The following is a 17,453-nucleotide window of genomic DNA, read 5'->3' on the forward strand; positions in this document are numbered from 1 at the left end:
CCGAACCCCGCCGGACCCCGCTGACCTGGGCGGCCCGGTCCCGCGGGCCCGTGGTCAGGGGTTCCCGGGGCGCCAGCCCTCGGGCCGGAGCATGCCCAGCAGCAGCCGGACCAGCTCGTCCACGACCTCGTCGAGCGTGGCGTCCACCCAGCCGGCGGTCCAGTCGTGCAGCAGGCCGTTGACGCTGCCGATGAAGGCCGTGGCCGCGAGGCGGTAGTCGCGCGGCGCCGCCTCCCCGCGGGCCACGGCGGCGTCCGCCTCGGCGCGGATGAGGTCGACCCAGCGGGCGCGGCGGGCCAGGCGCTGCTCCTCCAGGCGCGGGCTGACCCCGATGATCTCCATGAAGGCGATACGGATGCGGCGCGGGTCGCTGGTGACGTCGTGGGCGTAGGCACGGAAGAGCACGGTGGCGCGCTCGGCCAGCGGCAGGCCCTGCGCGGTGGCGAGGGCGTCCAGGACGGCCTGCTCGGCCCAGCCGTTGACCTCCAGGTGCAGCGCGGCGAGGACGTCCTCCAGGGTGCGGAACTCCTCGTAGAACTGGCGCGTGGACAGGCCGGCGGCCTGGCTCAGCGCGGCGACCGTGGTGCCCCGGTAGCCGGGGGTGTCGCCGAACAAACGCAGCGCCGCGTCGAGGAAGCGGCGGCGCCGCTCGGCCTGCCGTTCCTCGGCGGACCGTCCGCCGTAGCGCCCCGTCGGCGCTCTGAGCCTGCCCCCCACGCGTCCCCCTCCGTCGGTCCCACCGATCCCAATCTTGTCGTGCACACATCTTGTCGAGAAGGCCGACCCCTCCTTACTTTTCAGTAAGTTCACTGTGAATGCACCCGTGTTCAGATTCCCCCGAGGAAAGAGAGCCGTCATGGCTGCCTCCAGAACCAGGCACCTGTGCTCCGTGGCCGCCGCCCTCGCCCTGACCGCCGCCGCCCCGGCGACCGCCGCCTCCGCAAGCGCAGCCGCCCCCGACGGGCTGCGCGAGGTGCTGTTCGTCGGCAACAACTGGGACGGCACCGCCGATGTCATCCGCTCCTCCGGCGACTACGCGAAGATCGGCCGGATCGACGTCGTCCCGGACAAGGACGCGCGGATGGCGGAGATCAACGCGGATCCGGTCAAGTGGATCTACTTCCAGGCGATCCGCAACAGCGTCGGCGAGGGTCACGACCAGTTCGCCGACGACATGTACACGACTCCGGACGGCCGGTCGGTGGTGGTGTCCCGGCCGAGTTTCGCGGACGTCGTCTCCATCGACCTGGCCACCGACAAGGTCAACTGGCGTTTCCCCGTGGCCGGTCACCGCGCCGACCACATGGCGGTCTCCCCGGACGGCACCCGGGTGGCGGTCTCCGCCTCGACCGCGAACACCGTGCACGTCCTCGACATCGGCACCGGGAAGCAGCTCGGCTCGTTCAAGACCGGCGACAAGCCGCACGAGAACATCTTCACCAGGGACGGCACGTACATCTGGAACATGTCGATCGGTGACGTCAACACCGCACTGGACGCCCCCGGCTGGGACTGGACCAAGGGCGACCGGCGCATCACGGTCGTGGACGCGACGACGTACCAGCAGGTCAGGGTCGTCGACATGCGGCAGCGGCTGGACGCGTACGGCCTGAAGGACTTCTCCGACGCGGTCCGCCCGGCCGTGTTCTCCCCCGACGAGTCCAAGCTGTACTTCCAGGTGTCGTTCTTCAACGGCTTCTTCGAGTACGACGTCGCCACCGACAAGATCACCCGGATGAAGACACTGCCGAAGAACCCGGCGACCAGCGAGGACCGCACCACCTGGGTCAACGACTCGCGTCACCACGGCATGTCGGTGAACCCCGGGGGCACCAAGCTGTGCGTGGCGGGCACCATGGACGACTACGCGACCGTGGTCGACCGGGCCACGCTCCAGGAGGGGCCGCTGGTCACGACGTCCAAGCCGTACTGGGCGACGGTCAGCGGGGACGGCAAGGACTGCATCGTCTCCGAGAGCGGCGCCGACCAGGTGACGGCGATCGACTTCGCCACCGGGAAGAAGGTGACGTCGGTCCCGGTCGGCGACCACCCGCAGCGCGTCCGGCTGGGACACGTCCCGGCCGACTGGACGGGTCCCAGCGGCAGGTGACGCCATCGAGCCGTGGCCTCCGGGGCGCCCCCACTCGCTCCGGAGGCCACACCCGTGCCGTCAGAAGCGCGCCGCCGCCCACGCGGCCAGCTCCGCCTTCGCCGCGCTCAGCAGGTCCGCCGAGGGTGCCGTGGCGCCGTTGGTGACCAGGGCGAAGTGCGGGACGCCGGAGTCCGCGTCGGTGAGCAGCAGCCGCCTGCTGCCCGTGCCGCCCGGCTCCGGGGCCACGGCGACCGGGGTGGCGGAGGTGTACGCGGGCGGGGCGTACACCGCGCCGAGGTCGGAGACGACCGTGGTGGCGGCGGTCGGGAAGGACGCCGGCAGATGCAGTTCGGTGGGTGCCGTGCCGTCGCCGGAGCGCCACACGAGCAGCCCGTACTGGCCCGAGCCCACGAGCTTCGCCACGTTCGGCAGGGAACTGGGCACCGGGTTCCAGGTGAGGGTGGTGGAGCCGTCGCGGGAGCGGTCCTCGTAGGTGAAGGCGAGGGCGGTGCCGGCCGTGGCGCCCGGGTAGACGCGGTCCAGGAGGCGGGCGTCCTGGCGCAGGGTGACGGTCCCGGAGTCGTCCAGGCGCACCGCCGACAGGTCCTCGTCGTTCCAGGCGTCCCCGGAGTCGAGCACCTTGTCGGGGTTGCCGTTCATCAGCTCGTGGTGCCGGCCGTTGTAGAGGTCCCACTGCCACTGGGTGCCGGACAGCACGGGACCCGAGGAGGCCGGGGCGGTCCACCAACCCGCCCCTTTCAGGCGGGAGTCGAGTGCCTGGTACATGGCCTTCAGGACGGTCGGCGCCTTGTCGGCCACCGTGCCGGACAGGGGGTGGCCGAACTCGCTGACGACGGCCGCGGTGCCGGCGGCCGAGGCGCGGTCACGGACGGCGGCGAAGTCGGCGGCGTACTGGCCGTCGGCCGCCTTGCCCCACATCAGGACGCCGGAGATGGCCTTCTGGTCGTAGAAGTGGGTGTTGAGGACATAGCCCGGGCCGAGCGTGCCCGCGTCCAGCAGACCGCCCTCCTGCTTCTGGGTGGAGATGTTGGCGTTCCAGAAGAGGTTCGGCTCGACGAGGGCGGGCTTGTCCTGCCAGCCGGCGGCGTCCATGCGGGCCCGGAACGCGACGTAGAACGGCCAGAGCAGATCCCGTTCCCAGGTGCGCGAGGTCTGCCCGGAGTCGTAGCCGCCGGCGTACGGCTCGTTGTACGGGTCGAAGCCGGCGATCCCCGCGAACTCGGCGGCGCCCAGGTGCTGTCGCAGGTAGGCCATGGCGGTCTGGGCGGTGGCCAGGAAGGCGTCCTGCAGACCGTGGGCGTTGTGCCAGAAGTCGTACTGGGCCTTCCGCACGGCCGCGTTCTGGGTGATGTTCTGCCCCCAGAAGAGACAGATGCCGCAGGACTCCTTCGGATAACTCCCCGCCTCGATGGCCCACTTGGGGGCGCCGTCGCCGGTGTACCAGCTGCCCGGACCGAACAGGTACCGGGAGTGCAGGTCCTGGTGGAAGTCGGGGTAGACCCGGATGCCCGCGTCCAGGAAGGCGCGTATCTGTTCGGTGGCGGCGGCCAGGTAGGCGGTGTCCACCTGGCCGCGTACCGGCTCGGCGTGTGCCCAGGAGAGCAGGAAGCGGACCGCGTTGCCGCCGCCGAGGGCGCGCAGCGCGGCGGCGGACTTCCGGGCGTCGGCGACCGAGGCGAAGGGCAGGCCGCCGTTCTCCTCCAGCTTGGTCTCGCCGGAGACGTTGTAGCCGCGCAGGACGATCTCGCGGCCCTGGCCGTCGGTGAACCGGCCGTCCCGCACGGTCAGCGGGGCGCCGTCGAACCAGAGGGAGCCGGAGGGGGTGGCGGCGGTGGCGGGCGGGACTCCCGCCACCGTCAGGGATCCGCCGAGGACGACCAGGACAGCCAGCAGACGCACGCGGATATTCGGCATGTCCACCACAGTCCGACGCTGCCCGGAGGGCGTCAATAGCTTCTGACCTGTGAGTAAGTTGACTATCAGTCAGGAACTCGGGAACTGGTTCACTCCCCCACCCGGCGGGTCACGTTGAGCAGGTACTCCTTCCGGTTCAGCGGGTTGTGGTCGGTGCGCGGGCGTTCCGGCACCGTGCCGCGCGTGACCGGCGCGTAGTGGTCGAAGGCCGTCTCCAGCTCGCCCTCGCCCCGGGTCAGTCCCGGCAGCCGCTGCTCCAGCGCGTGCACCCGGGCGGCCGGCACCGTGCCCTCCAGCACACAGACCAGGCCCCGCGTGCCCGTGCTCTCCGGTACCGCGCCGAGCCGGGCCAGCACCGGCAGCAGCGCGCCGAGCGTGTCGGCCGGCGCCTCCAGCCGGAAGCGGTGCACCGGCTCGTGCACCAGGGTGCCGGCGCGGCGCAGCGCCTCGATCAGGACCAGCGGGGTCAGGCCCCGGAAGTCGTAGCCGGTGCTCGACATGCTCTTGTCGAAGCCCTGGTGGGCGTGGCTCTGCCGGGGCGAGTAGCCGGAGTGGGTCATGGTGACCGTGCAGTCGGTGACCTGCCAGCCGTGCAGCCCCTGGCCGAGCGTCTCCCGGACGGTGTCCTCGACCGCCTTGAAGAAGGCGTACGGCATCGAGCCCAGTTCCACCTCCAGCCGGAACGCGACGCCCGCGCCGGGCGGTGCGGGGTCGACGCGCAGGCCGACGGTGGCGAGGAAGGGGTTGGGGTCCTTCTTGTTGAACTCGACCGCGTGTCCGGAGCCGACCGGCCGTTCGATGCACAGGGTCGTCGTCTCGCGGAAGGTGACGTCCAGGCCGTACTCGTCGGCGAGGGTGGCCTGGACGACCTCCTTCTGCACCTCGCCGTAGAGGGACACCGAGGTCTCCCCGCGCAGCTCGTCGTGGCGGACGCCGATGAGCGGGTCCTGCTCGGCCAGCTGGGTGAGCGCGAGGTGCAGGGAGCGCCGGTCGGCGCCGGGGCCGGGGACGACGACCGTCTCCAGGGTGGGCGGCGCGAAGTGGTGCTCGTACGACCGTCCCGGCGCTCCGAGCGCGTCGCCGATCCGGATGCCGCCGAGGCCCCACACCTTGACGATCCGGCCCGCCGCGGCGCTGTCCGTCCGGGTGTCCGTGCCGTGGTCGAAGACGCTGAGGGCGGTGACGCGCCCCGCGTCGCCGGTGCCCCGGCGGCCGTCCCCGAACGGGATCCGGTCGCGGACGCGCAGGGTGCCGGAGAAGAGGCGGGCGTAGGCCACCTTCTCCCCCGCCGGGCCCCGCTCGACCTTGAAGACCGTGCCCGACAGGGGGCCGTCCGGGTCGCCGGCGGCGGGCGGCAGCAGCCGCTCGATGCCGCCGATCAGCTCGGGCACGCCGGCGCCGGTGATCGCGGAGCCGAAGTACACCGGGTGGACCGAGGCGTCGCGGGTCCGTGCCGTCAGGGCGCGGCGCAGCCGGGCCTCGGGGACCGTGCCGTCGAGGTAGGCGGCGAGCAGGCCGTCGTCCCGGTCCGCCAGCGCCTCCAGCGCGGCCGGGCCGAGACCGGGGCGGAAACGGGCGGCGCGCGTGCCCAGCCCGGCGGCCGTGCCCATCGGGACGACCGGTACGGCCAGCCGCTGCGCCATCTGGTGGAGCACGGCGGTGTCGCGGGCGCCGCGCCGGTCGATCTTGTTGACGAAGACCAGGGTGGGGATGCGCAGCCGGCGCAGGGTGCGCATGAGCACGCGGGTCTGTGCCTGGACGCCCTCGACGGCGGAGACGACCAGGACGGCGCCGTCGAGCACGCCGAGCACCCGCTCCACCTCGGCGATGAAGTCCGGGTGACCGGGGGTGTCGATGAGGTTGACGGTGACGCCGTCGAGCGGGAACGACACGACGGCGGACTTGATCGTGATGCCGCGCTGCCGCTCCAGCGCGAGGGTGTCGGTGGTGGTGCTGCCGGCGTCGACGCTGCCGATCTCGTCGATCACTCCGGCGGTGTGCAGCAGCTGTTCGGTCAGGCTGGTCTTACCTGCGTCGACGTGCGCGAGGATGCCCAGATTGAGCAGAGGGTCGAGCAATGGCACGAAGCGTCATGTCCTTGGGAGAGGGGGCGGTTGCTACGGGGGTGGACATGCACGCAGTGCGCATCTTCGCTCCTGGTTCTCTCGGGAACTCGACCGGTGCAGTGCAGCAGAAGGGCGGCTGCGGCGCCAACGGATTAACGTTCAACTAGGTGCCCGTGGCGGGGGGCTGAGCCGAGGAGCGGACGATGCGCGAGATTCTCCCCGTACTGGACCGGTGGTACGCCGCCCGGGTGCCGTTCGGGCTGGCCACGGTCGTCTCGGTCAGCCACAGCGCGCCGCGCGCGCCCGGCGCCGCGCTGGCGGTGGCCCCGGACGGCGAGGTGGTCGGCAGCGTGTCCGGCGGCTGTGTGGAGGGCGCGGTGTTCGAGCTGGCCCAGGAGGTCGTCGAGAGCGGCGCGGCACGGCTGGAGACGTTCGGCTACAGCGACGACGACGCCTTCGCGGCCGGGCTCACCTGCGGGGGTGAGATCACCGTCCTGGTACGGCCGGTGACCCGGGCCCGGGATCCGGTGTTCGGCGCGGTCGCCGCGTCCGTCGCGGGCGGTGAGCCGGTCACCGTGGCCACCGTGGTCGACGGGCCGGCGCAGCGCGGGGCCACCCTCGCGGTGTGGCCGCGCACGGCCGCCGGAAGCCTGGGCACGCGGGGGCTCGACGTGGCCGTCGCCGCCGACGCGCGCGGCGAACTCGCCCTCGGCGTGACCGGCCTGCGGCACTACGGCCCGCACGGGGAACGGCGCGAGGACACGGTGACCGTCTTCCTGCAGTCCTTCGCTCCGCCGCCGCGCATGCTGGTGTTCGGCGCCATCGACTACGCGGCCGCCGTGGCCCGGCTCGGGCACTTCCTCGGCTACCGGGTCACCGTGTGCGACGCCCGGCCGGTGTTCGCCACGCCGCAGCGGTTCCCGGAGGGCGTGGAGGTCGTCGTGGACTGGCCGCACCGGTATCTGCACGGCACGCGCACCGACGAGCGGACGGTGATCTGCGTCCTCACCCACGACCCGAAGTTCGACGTGCCGGTGCTGCGGGAGGCGCTGCGGCGCCCGGCGGCCTACATCGGGGCGATGGGCAGCCGGCGCACCCACGACGACCGGCTCCGCCGCCTGGCCGAGTCCGGCCTCACCGACCAGGAACTGACCCGCCTCCGCTCCCCGCTCGGCCTGGACCTCGGGGCCCGCACACCGGAGGAGGTGGCGGTGTCGGTGGCAGCGGAGATCGTGGCCCTGCGCTGGGGCGGCAGCGGGGTTCCGCTCAGCGCGACGAGGGGGGCGATTCATCCGCGGGGGGTGGGGTGACGTGGGGTGGGGTGACTTGTGGGGTGACGTGGGGTGAGGGTGGCCGGGGAGTCGAGTGGCTGTGGTCGCCTGGCTGGCCGGAGGGCCTCGGGGACCGAGGGTGACAGGGCACGCATCGGGGCCCAGGGGGCGTCAGCGTCGCCGGGCCCGTCATGGGCCGGGGCATCGTCTGCGCAACCGGAAGCCCGCCGACGAAGCCGAGGCACCGCCGGGATGCCGGGCGCCGGGTGGCTAGGGCCTCGTCCGGGTGGCCGGAGGGGCCTGGCGGGCCGAGAGTGACAGGGCGCGCATCGGGGCCCGGCGGCGTCAGCGTTGGCCGGGCCCGTCAGGCGCCGTGAGCACGTCCGGGGCCGTCGCGCCGGACCGGCCGCCCTCGATGAAGGCGAACGTCGTCGCGGGCAGGGCGAGGCCGCCGAGCAGCAGGCCGGGCAGGTCCAGGGGGTGGGCCGCCGTGTTCCGGCTCTCGCGGACCACGGCGAGGGAGCGGAGCAGGGCGAGGAGCACGATCGGTACGTCGACCAGGAAGATCGCCCGCCGGCCCAGCCCGTCGGTCAGGGCGCCGCCGAGCAGCGGGCCCGCGGGCAGGGCGAGGCTGCCGACGCCGGCCCACACGCCGATCGCGCGGGCCCGCTCGACCGGGTCGGGGAAGGCCCGGCCGATGATGGCCGGCGTGCCGGGAAGCAGGAGCGCCGCGCCTGTGCCCTGCACGACCCGGGCGGCGACCGGCACGGGCACATCCGGTGCGAGGCCGCAGCGGAGGGATCCGGCGCCGAGCACGGCGAGCCCGGCCGGCACGACCCGCCGGTGGCCGTACCGGTCCCCCGCCGTGCCGCTGGTGAGCATCAGGGAGGCGAGGGCCAGCGCGTAGCCGTCCACCACCCACTGGAGTCCGCGGAGGGTTGCCGGTGAGTGCGCCATACCCCAACGGGTGCCACCCGGCACCGACAATCCCCCCGCTACTCGGGGTCCCCGGCCACGCGCGCGTGCAGGTGCTGGTCGTGCCAGCCGTCGGCGTGCAGCAGGGCGCTGCGCTGGGTGCCCTCCAAGGTGAAGCCGGCCTTCTGCGCCACCCGGCAGGACGCGGCGTTGGCCGTCGAGTGGCACAGCCGCAGCCGGTGCAGGCCCAGGTCGGTCAGGGCCCACCGGGACAGCCGCCGGGTCGCCGTGACGGCGAGGCCGCCGCCGCGTGCCTCGGGCAGCAGCCAGTAGACGAGTTCGGCGCCGCCGCCCGCCAGGTCGACGTCGTTGAGGCCGATGAGTCCGACGGCCGGGCCGTCCGGCCGTGCGAGGGCCCACACGGCGCCGGTCTCGGCCCGCCACCGCGCGTGCATGCGGTCGATCCGGGAGCGGGCGTCCGCGCGGTCGGCCACGGTGAACAGGTTCCACCGCGTGATCGCGGGGTCCTGCCCGGCGGCGAGCAGCGCGTCGGCGTCCTCGGGCCGCCAGGGCCGCAGCCGGTGGCCGCCCGGCAGGTCGAGGACGGGCTGGTCGCGGTCGGCCATGCGGCCCGCGGGTACGACGTCGGGTATGCCGGGGCTGGAGATCATCCCGGCATCCTCGCACGGCCGGCCGTCAGCGCCGCGGCAGCCGGTGCAGGGTGACGTCGCTGAGCGTTCCGTCGGCCACCGTCGCCGTCAGGTAGGTGCAGTGGGGCTGGCGGCGGCGGTCGGTCGGGGAGCCGGGGTTGAGCAGGCGCAGGCCGCCGGGGGCGGTGGTGTCCCAGGGGATGTGGCTGTGCCCGAAGACGAGGACGTCCAGGTCCGGGAAGCGGGCGGCGCAGCGCGCCTCGCGGCCCTGGGCGGGGCCGGTCTCGTGGACGACGCCGAAGCGCAGGCCGCCCAGTTCGGCGTAGGCCACCTCGGGGAGCCGGGCGCGCAGGTCGGGGCCGTCGTTGTTGCCGTACACGCCGATCAGCCGGCGGCTGCGGCTCTCCAGCAGGTCGAGGGTGGCGGTGTCGACCCAGTCCCCGGCGTGGAACACCACGTCCGCGCGCGGGAGTTCGGCGAGCAGCTGCTCCGGGAGCCGCTTGGCCCGCTTGGGCAGATGCGTGTCGGACATCAGCAGGAGGCGCACACCGTCAGCCTAGGCGGCTCGGGAGGTCAGGCGGCGCAGGCCGCGTGCGGTGCCCAGCAGGGCGGCGCCGGCGCCGAGGGCGGTGGCGGCGGGGTGCCGGAGCAGGGTCTCCTGCCAGGAGCGGGCGTGCGCGCTGTCGTCGAAGGCGCCGTGGGCGCCCTGGTCGTCGGTGGGTTCCCGGTCGACCGGGGCGAAGAGGTTGTCCAGGCCGGCGGGCGGGATGCGGTCGGCCTGCTGGGAGCCGTAGCCGGTGCGGGCCAGGTAGCGGTCGAGCAGCGCGGGGGCGAGCCGGTTGGCCCAGATGGTGGCGACGGTGGACGCGCCGACGTAGTACTGCTTGCGCTGCGGGTGGTCGGCGGCGTACAGCACGCCTCGCGCGGCGACCTCGGGCTGGTAGATCGGCGGGACGGGCATGGGGTGCTTGGCGAGCCGGGAGCGGACCCACTGGAACTGGGGTGTGTTCACGGCGGGCATCTGGGCGACGGTGATGTGCACGTTGCTGCCCCGGTGCAGCAGTTCGGTGCGCAGGGAGGAGGTGAAGCCGTTGATGGCGTGCTTGGCTCCGCAGTACGCCGACTGCAGCGGGATGGACCGTTCCCCGAGCGCGGAGCCGACCTGCACGATGGTGCCGCGGTCGCGGGGCAGCATGCGCTTCAGGGCCGCTCGGGTGCCGTTGACGAAACCGAGGTAGGTCACCTCGGTGACCCGCTTGAACTCCTCGGCGGTGATCTCCTCGAACGGGGCGAACACGGTGGAGAAGGCGCAGTTGATCCATACGTCGATGGGACCGAAGGTCTTCTCCGCGGCCTCGGCGGCGGCCTCCAGCTGGGCCGGGTCGGCCGCGTCGGCCACCTGCACCAGAGGTCGTCCGCCGAGGGCCGCGACCTCGTCGGCCGCCGCCTCCAGGCCGCCCTCGCCGCGTGCGACCAGGACGACGTCGGCGCCGCGCCGGGCGTACAGGCGGGCGGTGGCGCGGCCGATGCCGGCGCTGGCGCCGGTGATGACGACGGTGGGGGGCATGTTCCTCTCCTCCTGTGCAGACGGTGTCGGTCACTCGACCCGGTAGGGCGCCGCCCGTACCTCGGCGAGGGTCAGGCCGAGGCCGGGTGCCCCGTCGGCGCCCGGTGTGATGCTGCCGCCGCCGGGGTCGAGGACGCCGTCGAACAGGAGCCGTTCGATGCGGACGTGGTCGTGGAACCACTCCAGATGGCGCAGGTTGGGCACGGCGGCGGCCGCGTGGGCGTGGGCGTGGGGGGCACAGTGCCCGGAGACGTCGATCCCGCGCGCGTGGGCGAGCGCGGCGGCGCGCAGCCAGACGGTGATGCCGCCGCACCGGGTGACGTCGGCCTGGAGGCAGTCGACCGCTCCGGCGGCCAGCATGTGCTCGAAGTACGGCAGGGTGTAGCCGTATTCGCCGGCGGTGACGTCGATCGGGGTGCGGCGGCGGATGTCGGCGAGGGTGGTCAGGTGGTCGGAGGAGACGGGTTCCTCGAACCAGGTGACGCCCTGGTCGGCGAGCGCGTCCGCGAGGCGCAGGGCCTGGCCGCCGGTGTAGCCGCCGTTGGCGTCGACGTACAGTTCGGCGGTGTCGCCGATGACGGCCCGCGCGCGGGCGACGCGTTGCAGGTCGCGCTCCTCCCGGGTGCCCCACGACTCCCCGATCTTGATCTTGACGCGGGGGATGCCCTGTTCCTCGGCCCAGCCGCGCAGCTGGCGCTCCTGGCGGGCGGTGTCGTAGGTGGTGAAGCCGCCGCTGCCGTAGACGGGGACGTCGTCGCGGGCGGCGCCCAGCAGGTGGACGAGGGGCAGGCCGAGCAGTCGCGCCTTGAGGTCCCACAGGGCGATGTCGACGGCGGCGATCGCCTGGGCCGCGACGCCGGGCAGTCCGGCGTTGCGCACGGCCCGGCACATCCGCTCGTTGGCGCGCGGCACGTCGTACGCGGCGAGGCCGGTGACGGTGCCGGCGAGGAGTTCGCGGACGAGGTGGGCGGTGGCGGCGGGCGCGTAGGTGTAGCCGAGCCCGGTGGTGGTGCCGGCGCGGACGGTGACCAGGACGAGGGTGGTCTTGTCCCAGGCGAGGGTGCCGTCCGCCTCGGGGGTGTCGGTGGGCACGGTGTAGACGGCGGTGTCCACGGCCTCGACGGCCGGCTGGTCGCTCATGGTCACCTCCTCGGCTGCCGCAGCCGGCCGACGACTCCCACGGCGCCCAGGGCGAGGGCGGCCACCGAGGCGGTCGTCGCCCAGCGGGCCGTGCGGGACGGCTCGGCGGGGCGGTCGGCGAGCCGCTCGGGGTGGTCGCTGGGCAGGGTGCCGTCGAGGGCGAGCGCGAGGACCTCGGCGAGGTGCAGGGCGCGGCGGCCGGTGTTGCCCTGTTCGATCTGGGTGCGGCAGCTGAAGCCGTCGGCGAGGACCAGGCTGTCCGGGGCGGCTCCGCGGACGGCGGGCAGGACGCCCTGTTCGGCGACGGCCATGGACACCTCGTGGTGGCCGCGTTCGAAGCCGAAGTTGCCGGCCAGGCCGCAGCAGCCCTCGTCGAGCACCTCGGCGTCGAGGTGGGCGCGGCGCATGAGTTCGCGGTCGGCGTCGAACTTCATGATGGCGTGCTGGTGGCAGTGGGTCTGCACGGTCGCCTGCCGGGCCAGTTGTGGCGGCTGCCAGTCGTCGGGGGCGTGGTGGACGAGCTGTTCGGCGAAGGTGCGCGTCTGGGCGGCGAGCCGTGCCACGTCCTGGTCGCCGGGCATCAGCTCGGGGGCGTCGGCGCGGAAGACGGCCGTGCAGGAGGGTTCCAGGCCGATGACCGGGGTGCCGGCCTCCAGGTAGGGGCGCAGCACGTCGAGGGTGTTGCGCAACACGCGTTTCGCCACGGGGAGTTGGCCGGTGGAGATCCAGGTGAGGCCGCAGCACACCGGCTTGGACGGCACGGCGATCCGGAAGCCGGCGTCCTCCAGGACCCGGACGGCCGAGATCGCGATCGACGGGTGGAAGTAGGTGCTGAAGGTGTCGGGCCACAGCACGACGGTGCGCGGGTCGGCCGGGTCGGGCTCGTCCCGGTCGCGGGCCCGCCACCACTGGAGGAAGGACTGCCCGGCGAACACCGGTGCCGGGCGGGCCTCGTCGATCCCGGCGAGCCGTTTGCCCAGGGACGCGAGGCCGGGCGCGTGCAGCGCGGAGTTGACCAGGGAGGGGGCGGTCCGGGACAGCCGGGCCCAGACCGGCAGCCAGCCCATGGAGTAGTGGGCCATGGGGCGCAGCCGTCCCTCGTAGTGGTGGGACATGAACTCGGCCTTGAGGGTGGCCATGTCGACGCCGGTCGGGCAGTCGGACTTGCAGCCCTTGCAGGCCAGGCAGAGGTCGAGGGCGTCGTGGACGGCGGTGGAGCGCCAGCCGTCCTTGATCGCGGAGTCGGCGTGTCCGTCGAGCATCTCGAACAGCAGCCGGGCCCGGCCGCGCGTGGAGTGCTCCTCCTCCATGGTGGCCCGGTAGGAGGGGCACATGACGCCGCCGGAGTGGCTGCGGCAGTTGCCGATGCCGACGCAGCGCATGACCGCGCGGTCGAAGGAGTGGTCGTCCTCGGGGAAGCCGAAGTGGGTCCGCGGGGTGGCCGGGTGCCAGGCCGGGCCGAGCCGCAGCTGTCCGTCGACCGGGTTGGGGTGGACGACCTTGCCGGGGTTCATCCGGTTGCCGGGGTCGAAGAGGGCTTTCAGCTCGCCGAACGCGGTGACGAGCCGTTCGCCGAACATCCGGGTGAGCAGCTCGCCCCGGGACTGGCCGTCCCCGTGCTCGCCGGACAGGGAGCCGCCGTAGGAGGCGACGAGGTCGGCGGCGCGTTCCAGGAAGCGGCGGAAGTCGGCCACGCCCTGGGCGGTCTTCAGCCCGAAGGGGATGCGGGTGTGGACGCAGCCCTGCCCGAAGTGGCCGTACAGGGACGGGTGGCCGTAGTCGAACTCGGCGAACAGGTCCTTCAGGTCGCGCAGGTAGTCGCCGAGCCGTTCGGGCGGTACGGCGGAGTCCTCCCAGCCCTCCCAGGTCTCCCGGTCGTCCGGCGGGCGGGCGGTGACGCCGAGGCCTGCCTCGCGGGCCTTGAGCATCTTCTGCTCGCGGGCGGGGTCGTCGGAGAAGGCGACGTCCGGGTCCTTCTCGGCGCGGCCGACGGCCCGCAGCAGCGCGTGTGCCTGGGCGTCGACGTCCTCCTGGCTGTCGCCGCTGTACTGCACCATCAGCCAGCTGTCGCCCTCGGGCAGCGCGGCGAGGGAGTCCAGGAAGGCGCCCTCCTCGCGCATCAGCTGGGCCATGCGCCCGTCGAGGGCTTCCAGTTGGGTGGGCGAGCAGTGCTCCAGCAGGCGGGGGACGTCGTCGGCGGCGGCGCAGATGTCGTCGTAGCCGAGGACGAGCAGGGACTGGTACGGCGGCACGGGCACGAGGTCGAGTTCGGCGCGCAGGACGGTCACCAGGGTGCCCTCGCTGCCGACGAGGGCCTTGGCGACGTCGAAGCCGTTCTCGGGCAGCAGGGAGTCCAGGTTGTAGCCGGAGACGCGGCGGGGGATCTTAGGGTAGCCGCGGCGGATGTCGGCCAGGTACTCGGTGGCGATGCGGTCGAGGCCGGCGTAGATCTCGGCGAGCCGGCCGCCGCCTGCGACGATCCGGGCGCGTTCGTCGGGCGGGGTGGGGCCGACCCAGGCGCGCTGCCCGTCGTAGGTGAGGATCTCCAGCCGGCGGACGTTGTCGACGGTCTTGCCGTAGGCCTGGGCGGAGGCGCCGCAGGAGTTGTTGCCGATCATGCCGCCGAGCGCGCAGTGGCTGTGGGTGGACGGCTTCGGTCCGAACTGGAGCTTGTGGCGGGCGAGTCGCTGGTTGAGTTGGTCCAGGACGATGCCGGGCTCCACCACGCAGGTGCGCCGTTCGGGGTCGACGGAGAGCACCCCGGTGCAGTACTTGCTCCAGTCGATCACGACGGCGGTGTTGGTGGACTGCCCGGCCAGGCTGGTGCCGCCGCCGCGGGAGAGGACGGGGGCGTCGAAGCGTGCGCACACCGAGACCGCGCGGGCGCCCGCCTCGACAGTGCGGGGCACGACGACGCCCAGCGGGACCTGCCGGTAGTTCGAGCCGTCCGTGGCGTAGGCGCCGCGGCTGCCCGCGTCGAAGCGGACTTCGCCGTCCACCTCGGCGCTCAGGGCCGCCTCCAGGCCGGACCTGTCCGGAGGGGTCATCTGCGCTCCTCGAGTCGCTCCGTGGGTGCACCGACGTACTGCGTGACGTGCCGCTCTGACGTGCCGCGCCGTCCGAGCCCGGCGAGTACCCCGGCAAATCGACAGCCAAAACTGAACAGTCCAGGCTGGACAGTTTTCGCTGCCGGTTCTAGCCTGGCGGCATGGCCGACATCTCCGACTCCGCCGCCCGCGCCGCACGCGATCTGCGCGTGGTGTTCAGCAGGCTGCGGCGCCGCATCCGGGAGGTGGCGCAGGACGCCGACCTCAGTCCCTCACAGGAGTCGGCGCTCGCCCTGGTCGGCAAGCACGGCGCGGCCACGGCCAGCGCGCTCGCCGCCGCCGAGGGGGTGCGCCCGCAGTCCATGGCCACCACGCTGGCCGCCCTGGAGCAGCACGGGCTGATCCGCCGCGCCCCCGACCCCGACGACGGCCGCCGCCAGCTGGTCACGCTGACCGACGCCGGCCGGGCCCGCGTCGAGGGGAACCGGCAGGTGCGCGAGGAGTGGCTGGCCCGCGCCTTCCAGGACCGCTACACCGAGGAGGAGCGGCAGACGGTCCTCGCGGCGCTGGAGCTGATGGAACGGCTGTCCCGGCCGTGATGCCGGGGCCCGCCCCGCGCGCCCGGCTCGCCGGCCCGTCCCCCGACGCGTTCGACCGGCGGCTCGTCCCGCGGTCCGGCCACGGAGGCGATTCGCTCCGGCTCGGCCTGCCGGCACAGGGCGTTCCGCGTGGCGATGCCGAGCACGCCCTGCGGCACGCCGAGCACACCGACCGTGAGTAGCGGCCGAGGCGGGCCCCGGTGGCCGGCCGGCAGCACCGCGCGGCCCGCGAGCCGCAGGACGGACCCGGTGCTCAGCCGGGCGCAGACCGTAGCGCGGCGCCGAGCCAGCGGCCTGTCCGCGTTCAGGACGGTGCCGGCCGAGGGCCCATCGGCTCACCTGCCTCGGCGCGCCGGTCGCGTCCGCCGCCACCGCACCGACACGGCCGGGCCGCACACCCCGGCCCTGTTCATGCTCGCCGGCTCCGCGCCGCCGCCGGCGACGCCCCTGCCCGACCGGTCCCCCGGCCGGCCCACCCCCACCTCTCGAAAGGCCTGACCGACTCATGTCGCTCACCGCGCTCGACCCCCGCACCGCCCTCGTCGCGATCGACCTGCAGAACGGCATCGTGGCCATGCCCACCCAGCCGTACCCGGGCCCGGACGTCGTGTCCCGGACGGCCGGACTCGCCGAGGCCTTCCGCTCCCGCGGGCTGCCCGTGGTCCTGGTCCGGGTCTCCTTCGCCCCCGACGGTGCGGACGCCGTCCCCGGCCGGACCGAGCGCGGGCCGCGCGGGCTCGCCTTCCCGGAGGGCTGGGACGTCGTCGTCGGCGAACTGTCCGGGCACCCCGGCGACATCCGGGTCACCAAGCACAACTGGAGCGCCTTTCACGGCACCGGCCTGGACGTCCAGCTGCGCCGCCGGGGCGTCACGCAGATCGTGCTGACCGGGATCGCCACCAGCATCGGGGTGGAGTCCACCGCCCGCGACGCCTACGCGCACGGCTATCACGTCACCCTCGCCACGGACGCCATGGCCGACGCCGACGGCGAGGCGCACGCGAACAGTGTCGAGCGGATCTTCCCCCGGCTCGGCGAGACCGGTACGACCGCCGAGATCCTGGAGCTGCTCGCCAAGACCCACCCCTGACCGCACTGCCGTGACGGGGCCGTTCAGTCCTCGCCGCGCACGATGTGGTCCTCCGTGTCCGGGGCCTCCCGGCGCGCGGAGCCGCCGTCCAGGACGGCGGGCACACAGGTGCGCACTCCGCGGTTCCGCAGGCGGTGGGCGGCGGCCCAGCCCGTCTCCGCGTGAGGTATGGCAGGTTTCTCGCTGGCATGCGCGGTCACGTCGTTCATCTTCCTTCTGTGTCCCGCCGGTGCGGGAGCCGTGTCCCGCCCGCTGCGGGAGCCGTTCGCCGGGCCCGCCGGGCCCGGGGCTGCGATCTGTGTCCGACCGGGTCCCCGGGTCACGGGCCCCGCAAACGGGGGCGCCGGCCGCGGTGGTCAGGTCCGGCCGCCGCCTCCGCCACCGAAGGACCCGCTGGAACCGGGCGACCAGCGGGGGCGGCGCTGGTCGTCGGCGCGCTTGGAGCCGACGTTGCCGAGCTGGTACGGGGTGAGGCGTTCGCTCTCGTCGGCGGCGCGGGGCACCTCGTCGGGCTCGCGGACCTCGCGGGTCTCGCGGACCGGTCCGGACGGCGGCATCCTCGGCTGTTCGTCGGGCCGCGGCGGCGCCGGCTCGCGCTCCCGCACCTTGCTGCCCAGCCGGAAGGCCCAGATCAGTCCCACGACACAGGCCACGCCGGCGATCAGGATGAGGACGTATCCGAAGACCTGCGCGCCGGTGGCCGCTTCGTACATGGCAGTGTTCATGGCCGCCGGGTACCCGGCCCGGCTCGGCGGATGCGCGGACCCCCACATACCGGCGGGCGGGAGGTGGGGCAGGGGTTCAGTCCGTCTCCTGTGCCGCCGCGCGTTCCACCTCCGCCTCGACCTCGGCCCTCGGGCGGCCCGTCTCCCTGGCGTACTCGCTCACCGCCGTCTGCACGTCGCGGGCCAGGTCGCGCCAGGCGCGCAGCGCGGTCTCGTAGGTGCCCGACTGGGCGCCCGTCATCCGCCGCTCGGCCGGCGGGCCGTACGTGGTGCGGAGGTCCTCGACCGTGGTGCGGGCCGCTTCGGCCGCGCGCTGCTTCTGCACCAGTTCTTCGAAGGTGTGTGCCACATCAACC

At 73.8% G+C, this 17,453-nt stretch carries 17 protein-coding genes; 5 read left to right on the plus strand and 12 right to left on the minus strand.

The window, feature by feature from the left end:
• Window positions 1-54 precede the first annotated feature (54 nt).
• Window positions 55-717 carry a TetR/AcrR family transcriptional regulator gene (locus ACZ4U1_RS03905; RefSeq protein ID WP_467899226.1) on the minus strand — a complete coding sequence of 221 codons (663 nt, stop codon included), beginning with the start codon at window positions 715-717 and terminating at the stop codon, window positions 55-57.
• A gap of 139 nt (window positions 718-856) precedes the next feature.
• On the opposite strand from ACZ4U1_RS03905, the gene ACZ4U1_RS03910 reads away from it, so the two are divergent.
• Window positions 857-2,110, plus strand: a complete 1,254-nt coding sequence (locus ACZ4U1_RS03910) for a YncE family protein (RefSeq protein ID WP_467899228.1) — start codon at window positions 857-859, stop codon at window positions 2,108-2,110.
• A gap of 60 nt (window positions 2,111-2,170) precedes the next feature.
• Here ACZ4U1_RS03910 and ACZ4U1_RS03915 read toward each other — a convergent pair whose 3' ends face one another.
• Window positions 2,171-4,027: a glycoside hydrolase family 5 protein gene (locus ACZ4U1_RS03915; RefSeq protein ID WP_467899231.1), complete on the minus strand. Its 1,857-nt coding sequence runs from the start codon at window positions 4,025-4,027 to the stop codon at window positions 2,171-2,173.
• A gap of 89 nt (window positions 4,028-4,116) precedes the next feature.
• Window positions 4,117-6,111 carry a GTP-binding protein gene (locus ACZ4U1_RS03920; protein WP_467899233.1) on the minus strand — a complete coding sequence of 665 codons (1,995 nt, stop codon included), beginning with the start codon at window positions 6,109-6,111 and terminating at the stop codon, window positions 4,117-4,119.
• A 185-nt stretch (window positions 6,112-6,296) separates the two neighbouring features.
• On the opposite strand from ACZ4U1_RS03920, the gene ACZ4U1_RS03925 reads away from it, so the two are divergent.
• A complete protein-coding gene (locus tag ACZ4U1_RS03925; protein WP_467899235.1) occupies window positions 6,297-7,403 on the plus strand; it encodes an XdhC family protein in 1,107 nt (368 codons plus the stop codon).
• Between the two features lie 306 nt (window positions 7,404-7,709).
• Here ACZ4U1_RS03925 and ACZ4U1_RS03930 read toward each other — a convergent pair whose 3' ends face one another.
• Genes ACZ4U1_RS03930 through ACZ4U1_RS03955 form a run of 6 tightly spaced genes read right to left on the minus strand, consistent with a single transcriptional unit; the run spans window position 7,710 to window position 14,683 of the window.
• Window positions 7,710-8,321 carry an MFS transporter gene (locus tag ACZ4U1_RS03930; protein ID WP_467899237.1) on the minus strand — a complete coding sequence of 204 codons (612 nt, stop codon included), beginning with the start codon at window positions 8,319-8,321 and terminating at the stop codon, window positions 7,710-7,712.
• A gap of 38 nt (window positions 8,322-8,359) precedes the next feature.
• Window positions 8,360-8,950 (minus strand): GNAT family N-acetyltransferase, encoded by a 591-nt coding sequence (locus ACZ4U1_RS03935; RefSeq protein ID WP_467899239.1) that lies wholly within the window; start codon window positions 8,948-8,950, stop codon window positions 8,360-8,362.
• 25 nt (window positions 8,951-8,975) lie between these two features.
• Window positions 8,976-9,476: a metallophosphoesterase family protein gene (locus ACZ4U1_RS03940; protein ID WP_467899241.1), complete on the minus strand. Its 501-nt coding sequence runs from the start codon at window positions 9,474-9,476 to the stop codon at window positions 8,976-8,978.
• Between the two features lie 9 nt (window positions 9,477-9,485).
• The gene (locus ACZ4U1_RS03945; RefSeq protein ID WP_467899244.1) at window positions 9,486-10,496 is read right to left on the minus strand and encodes an SDR family oxidoreductase; all 1,011 of its coding nucleotides are present in this window, start codon (window positions 10,494-10,496) and stop codon (window positions 9,486-9,488) included.
• Between the two features lie 30 nt (window positions 10,497-10,526).
• Window positions 10,527-11,636, minus strand: a complete 1,110-nt coding sequence (locus ACZ4U1_RS03950) for an enolase C-terminal domain-like protein (RefSeq protein ID WP_467899246.1) — start codon at window positions 11,634-11,636, stop codon at window positions 10,527-10,529.
• 2 nt (window positions 11,637-11,638) lie between these two features.
• A complete protein-coding gene (locus tag ACZ4U1_RS03955) occupies window positions 11,639-14,683 on the minus strand; it encodes an FAD-binding and (Fe-S)-binding domain-containing protein (RefSeq protein ID WP_467899248.1) in 3,045 nt (1,014 codons plus the stop codon).
• Between the two features lie 161 nt (window positions 14,684-14,844).
• Between ACZ4U1_RS03955 and ACZ4U1_RS03960 the strand changes: the two genes are divergently transcribed.
• The 3 genes from ACZ4U1_RS03960 to ACZ4U1_RS03970 all read left to right on the plus strand — a co-directional run bounded on the left by ACZ4U1_RS03960 (window position 14,845) and on the right by ACZ4U1_RS03970 (window position 16,372).
• Window positions 14,845-15,282, plus strand: a complete 438-nt coding sequence (locus tag ACZ4U1_RS03960) for a MarR family winged helix-turn-helix transcriptional regulator (RefSeq protein WP_467899251.1) — start codon at window positions 14,845-14,847, stop codon at window positions 15,280-15,282.
• Complete coding sequence (locus tag ACZ4U1_RS03965) at window positions 15,282-15,464, plus strand: hypothetical protein (RefSeq protein ID WP_467899253.1); 183 nt, start codon at window positions 15,282-15,284, stop codon at window positions 15,462-15,464. Before ACZ4U1_RS03960 ends, ACZ4U1_RS03965 begins: the two co-directional genes overlap by 1 nt.
• A gap of 323 nt (window positions 15,465-15,787) precedes the next feature.
• A complete protein-coding gene (locus ACZ4U1_RS03970) occupies window positions 15,788-16,372 on the plus strand; it encodes an isochorismatase family protein (protein ID WP_467899255.1) in 585 nt (194 codons plus the stop codon).
• Between the two features lie 23 nt (window positions 16,373-16,395).
• Here ACZ4U1_RS03970 and ACZ4U1_RS03975 read toward each other — a convergent pair whose 3' ends face one another.
• The 3 genes from ACZ4U1_RS03975 to ACZ4U1_RS03985 form a co-directional block, all read right to left on the minus strand.
• Window positions 16,396-16,581 carry a hypothetical protein gene (locus ACZ4U1_RS03975; protein WP_467899257.1) on the minus strand — a complete coding sequence of 62 codons (186 nt, stop codon included), beginning with the start codon at window positions 16,579-16,581 and terminating at the stop codon, window positions 16,396-16,398.
• Between the two features lie 147 nt (window positions 16,582-16,728).
• Window positions 16,729-17,097 carry a DUF6479 family protein gene (locus tag ACZ4U1_RS03980; RefSeq protein WP_467899259.1) on the minus strand — a complete coding sequence of 123 codons (369 nt, stop codon included), beginning with the start codon at window positions 17,095-17,097 and terminating at the stop codon, window positions 16,729-16,731.
• A 76-nt stretch (window positions 17,098-17,173) separates the two neighbouring features.
• Window positions 17,174-17,446, minus strand: a complete 273-nt coding sequence (locus ACZ4U1_RS03985; RefSeq protein ID WP_467899261.1) for a hypothetical protein — start codon at window positions 17,444-17,446, stop codon at window positions 17,174-17,176.
• Window positions 17,447-17,453 lie beyond the last annotated feature (7 nt).

Source organism: Streptomyces sp. NPDC028928 (assembly GCF_055564915.1).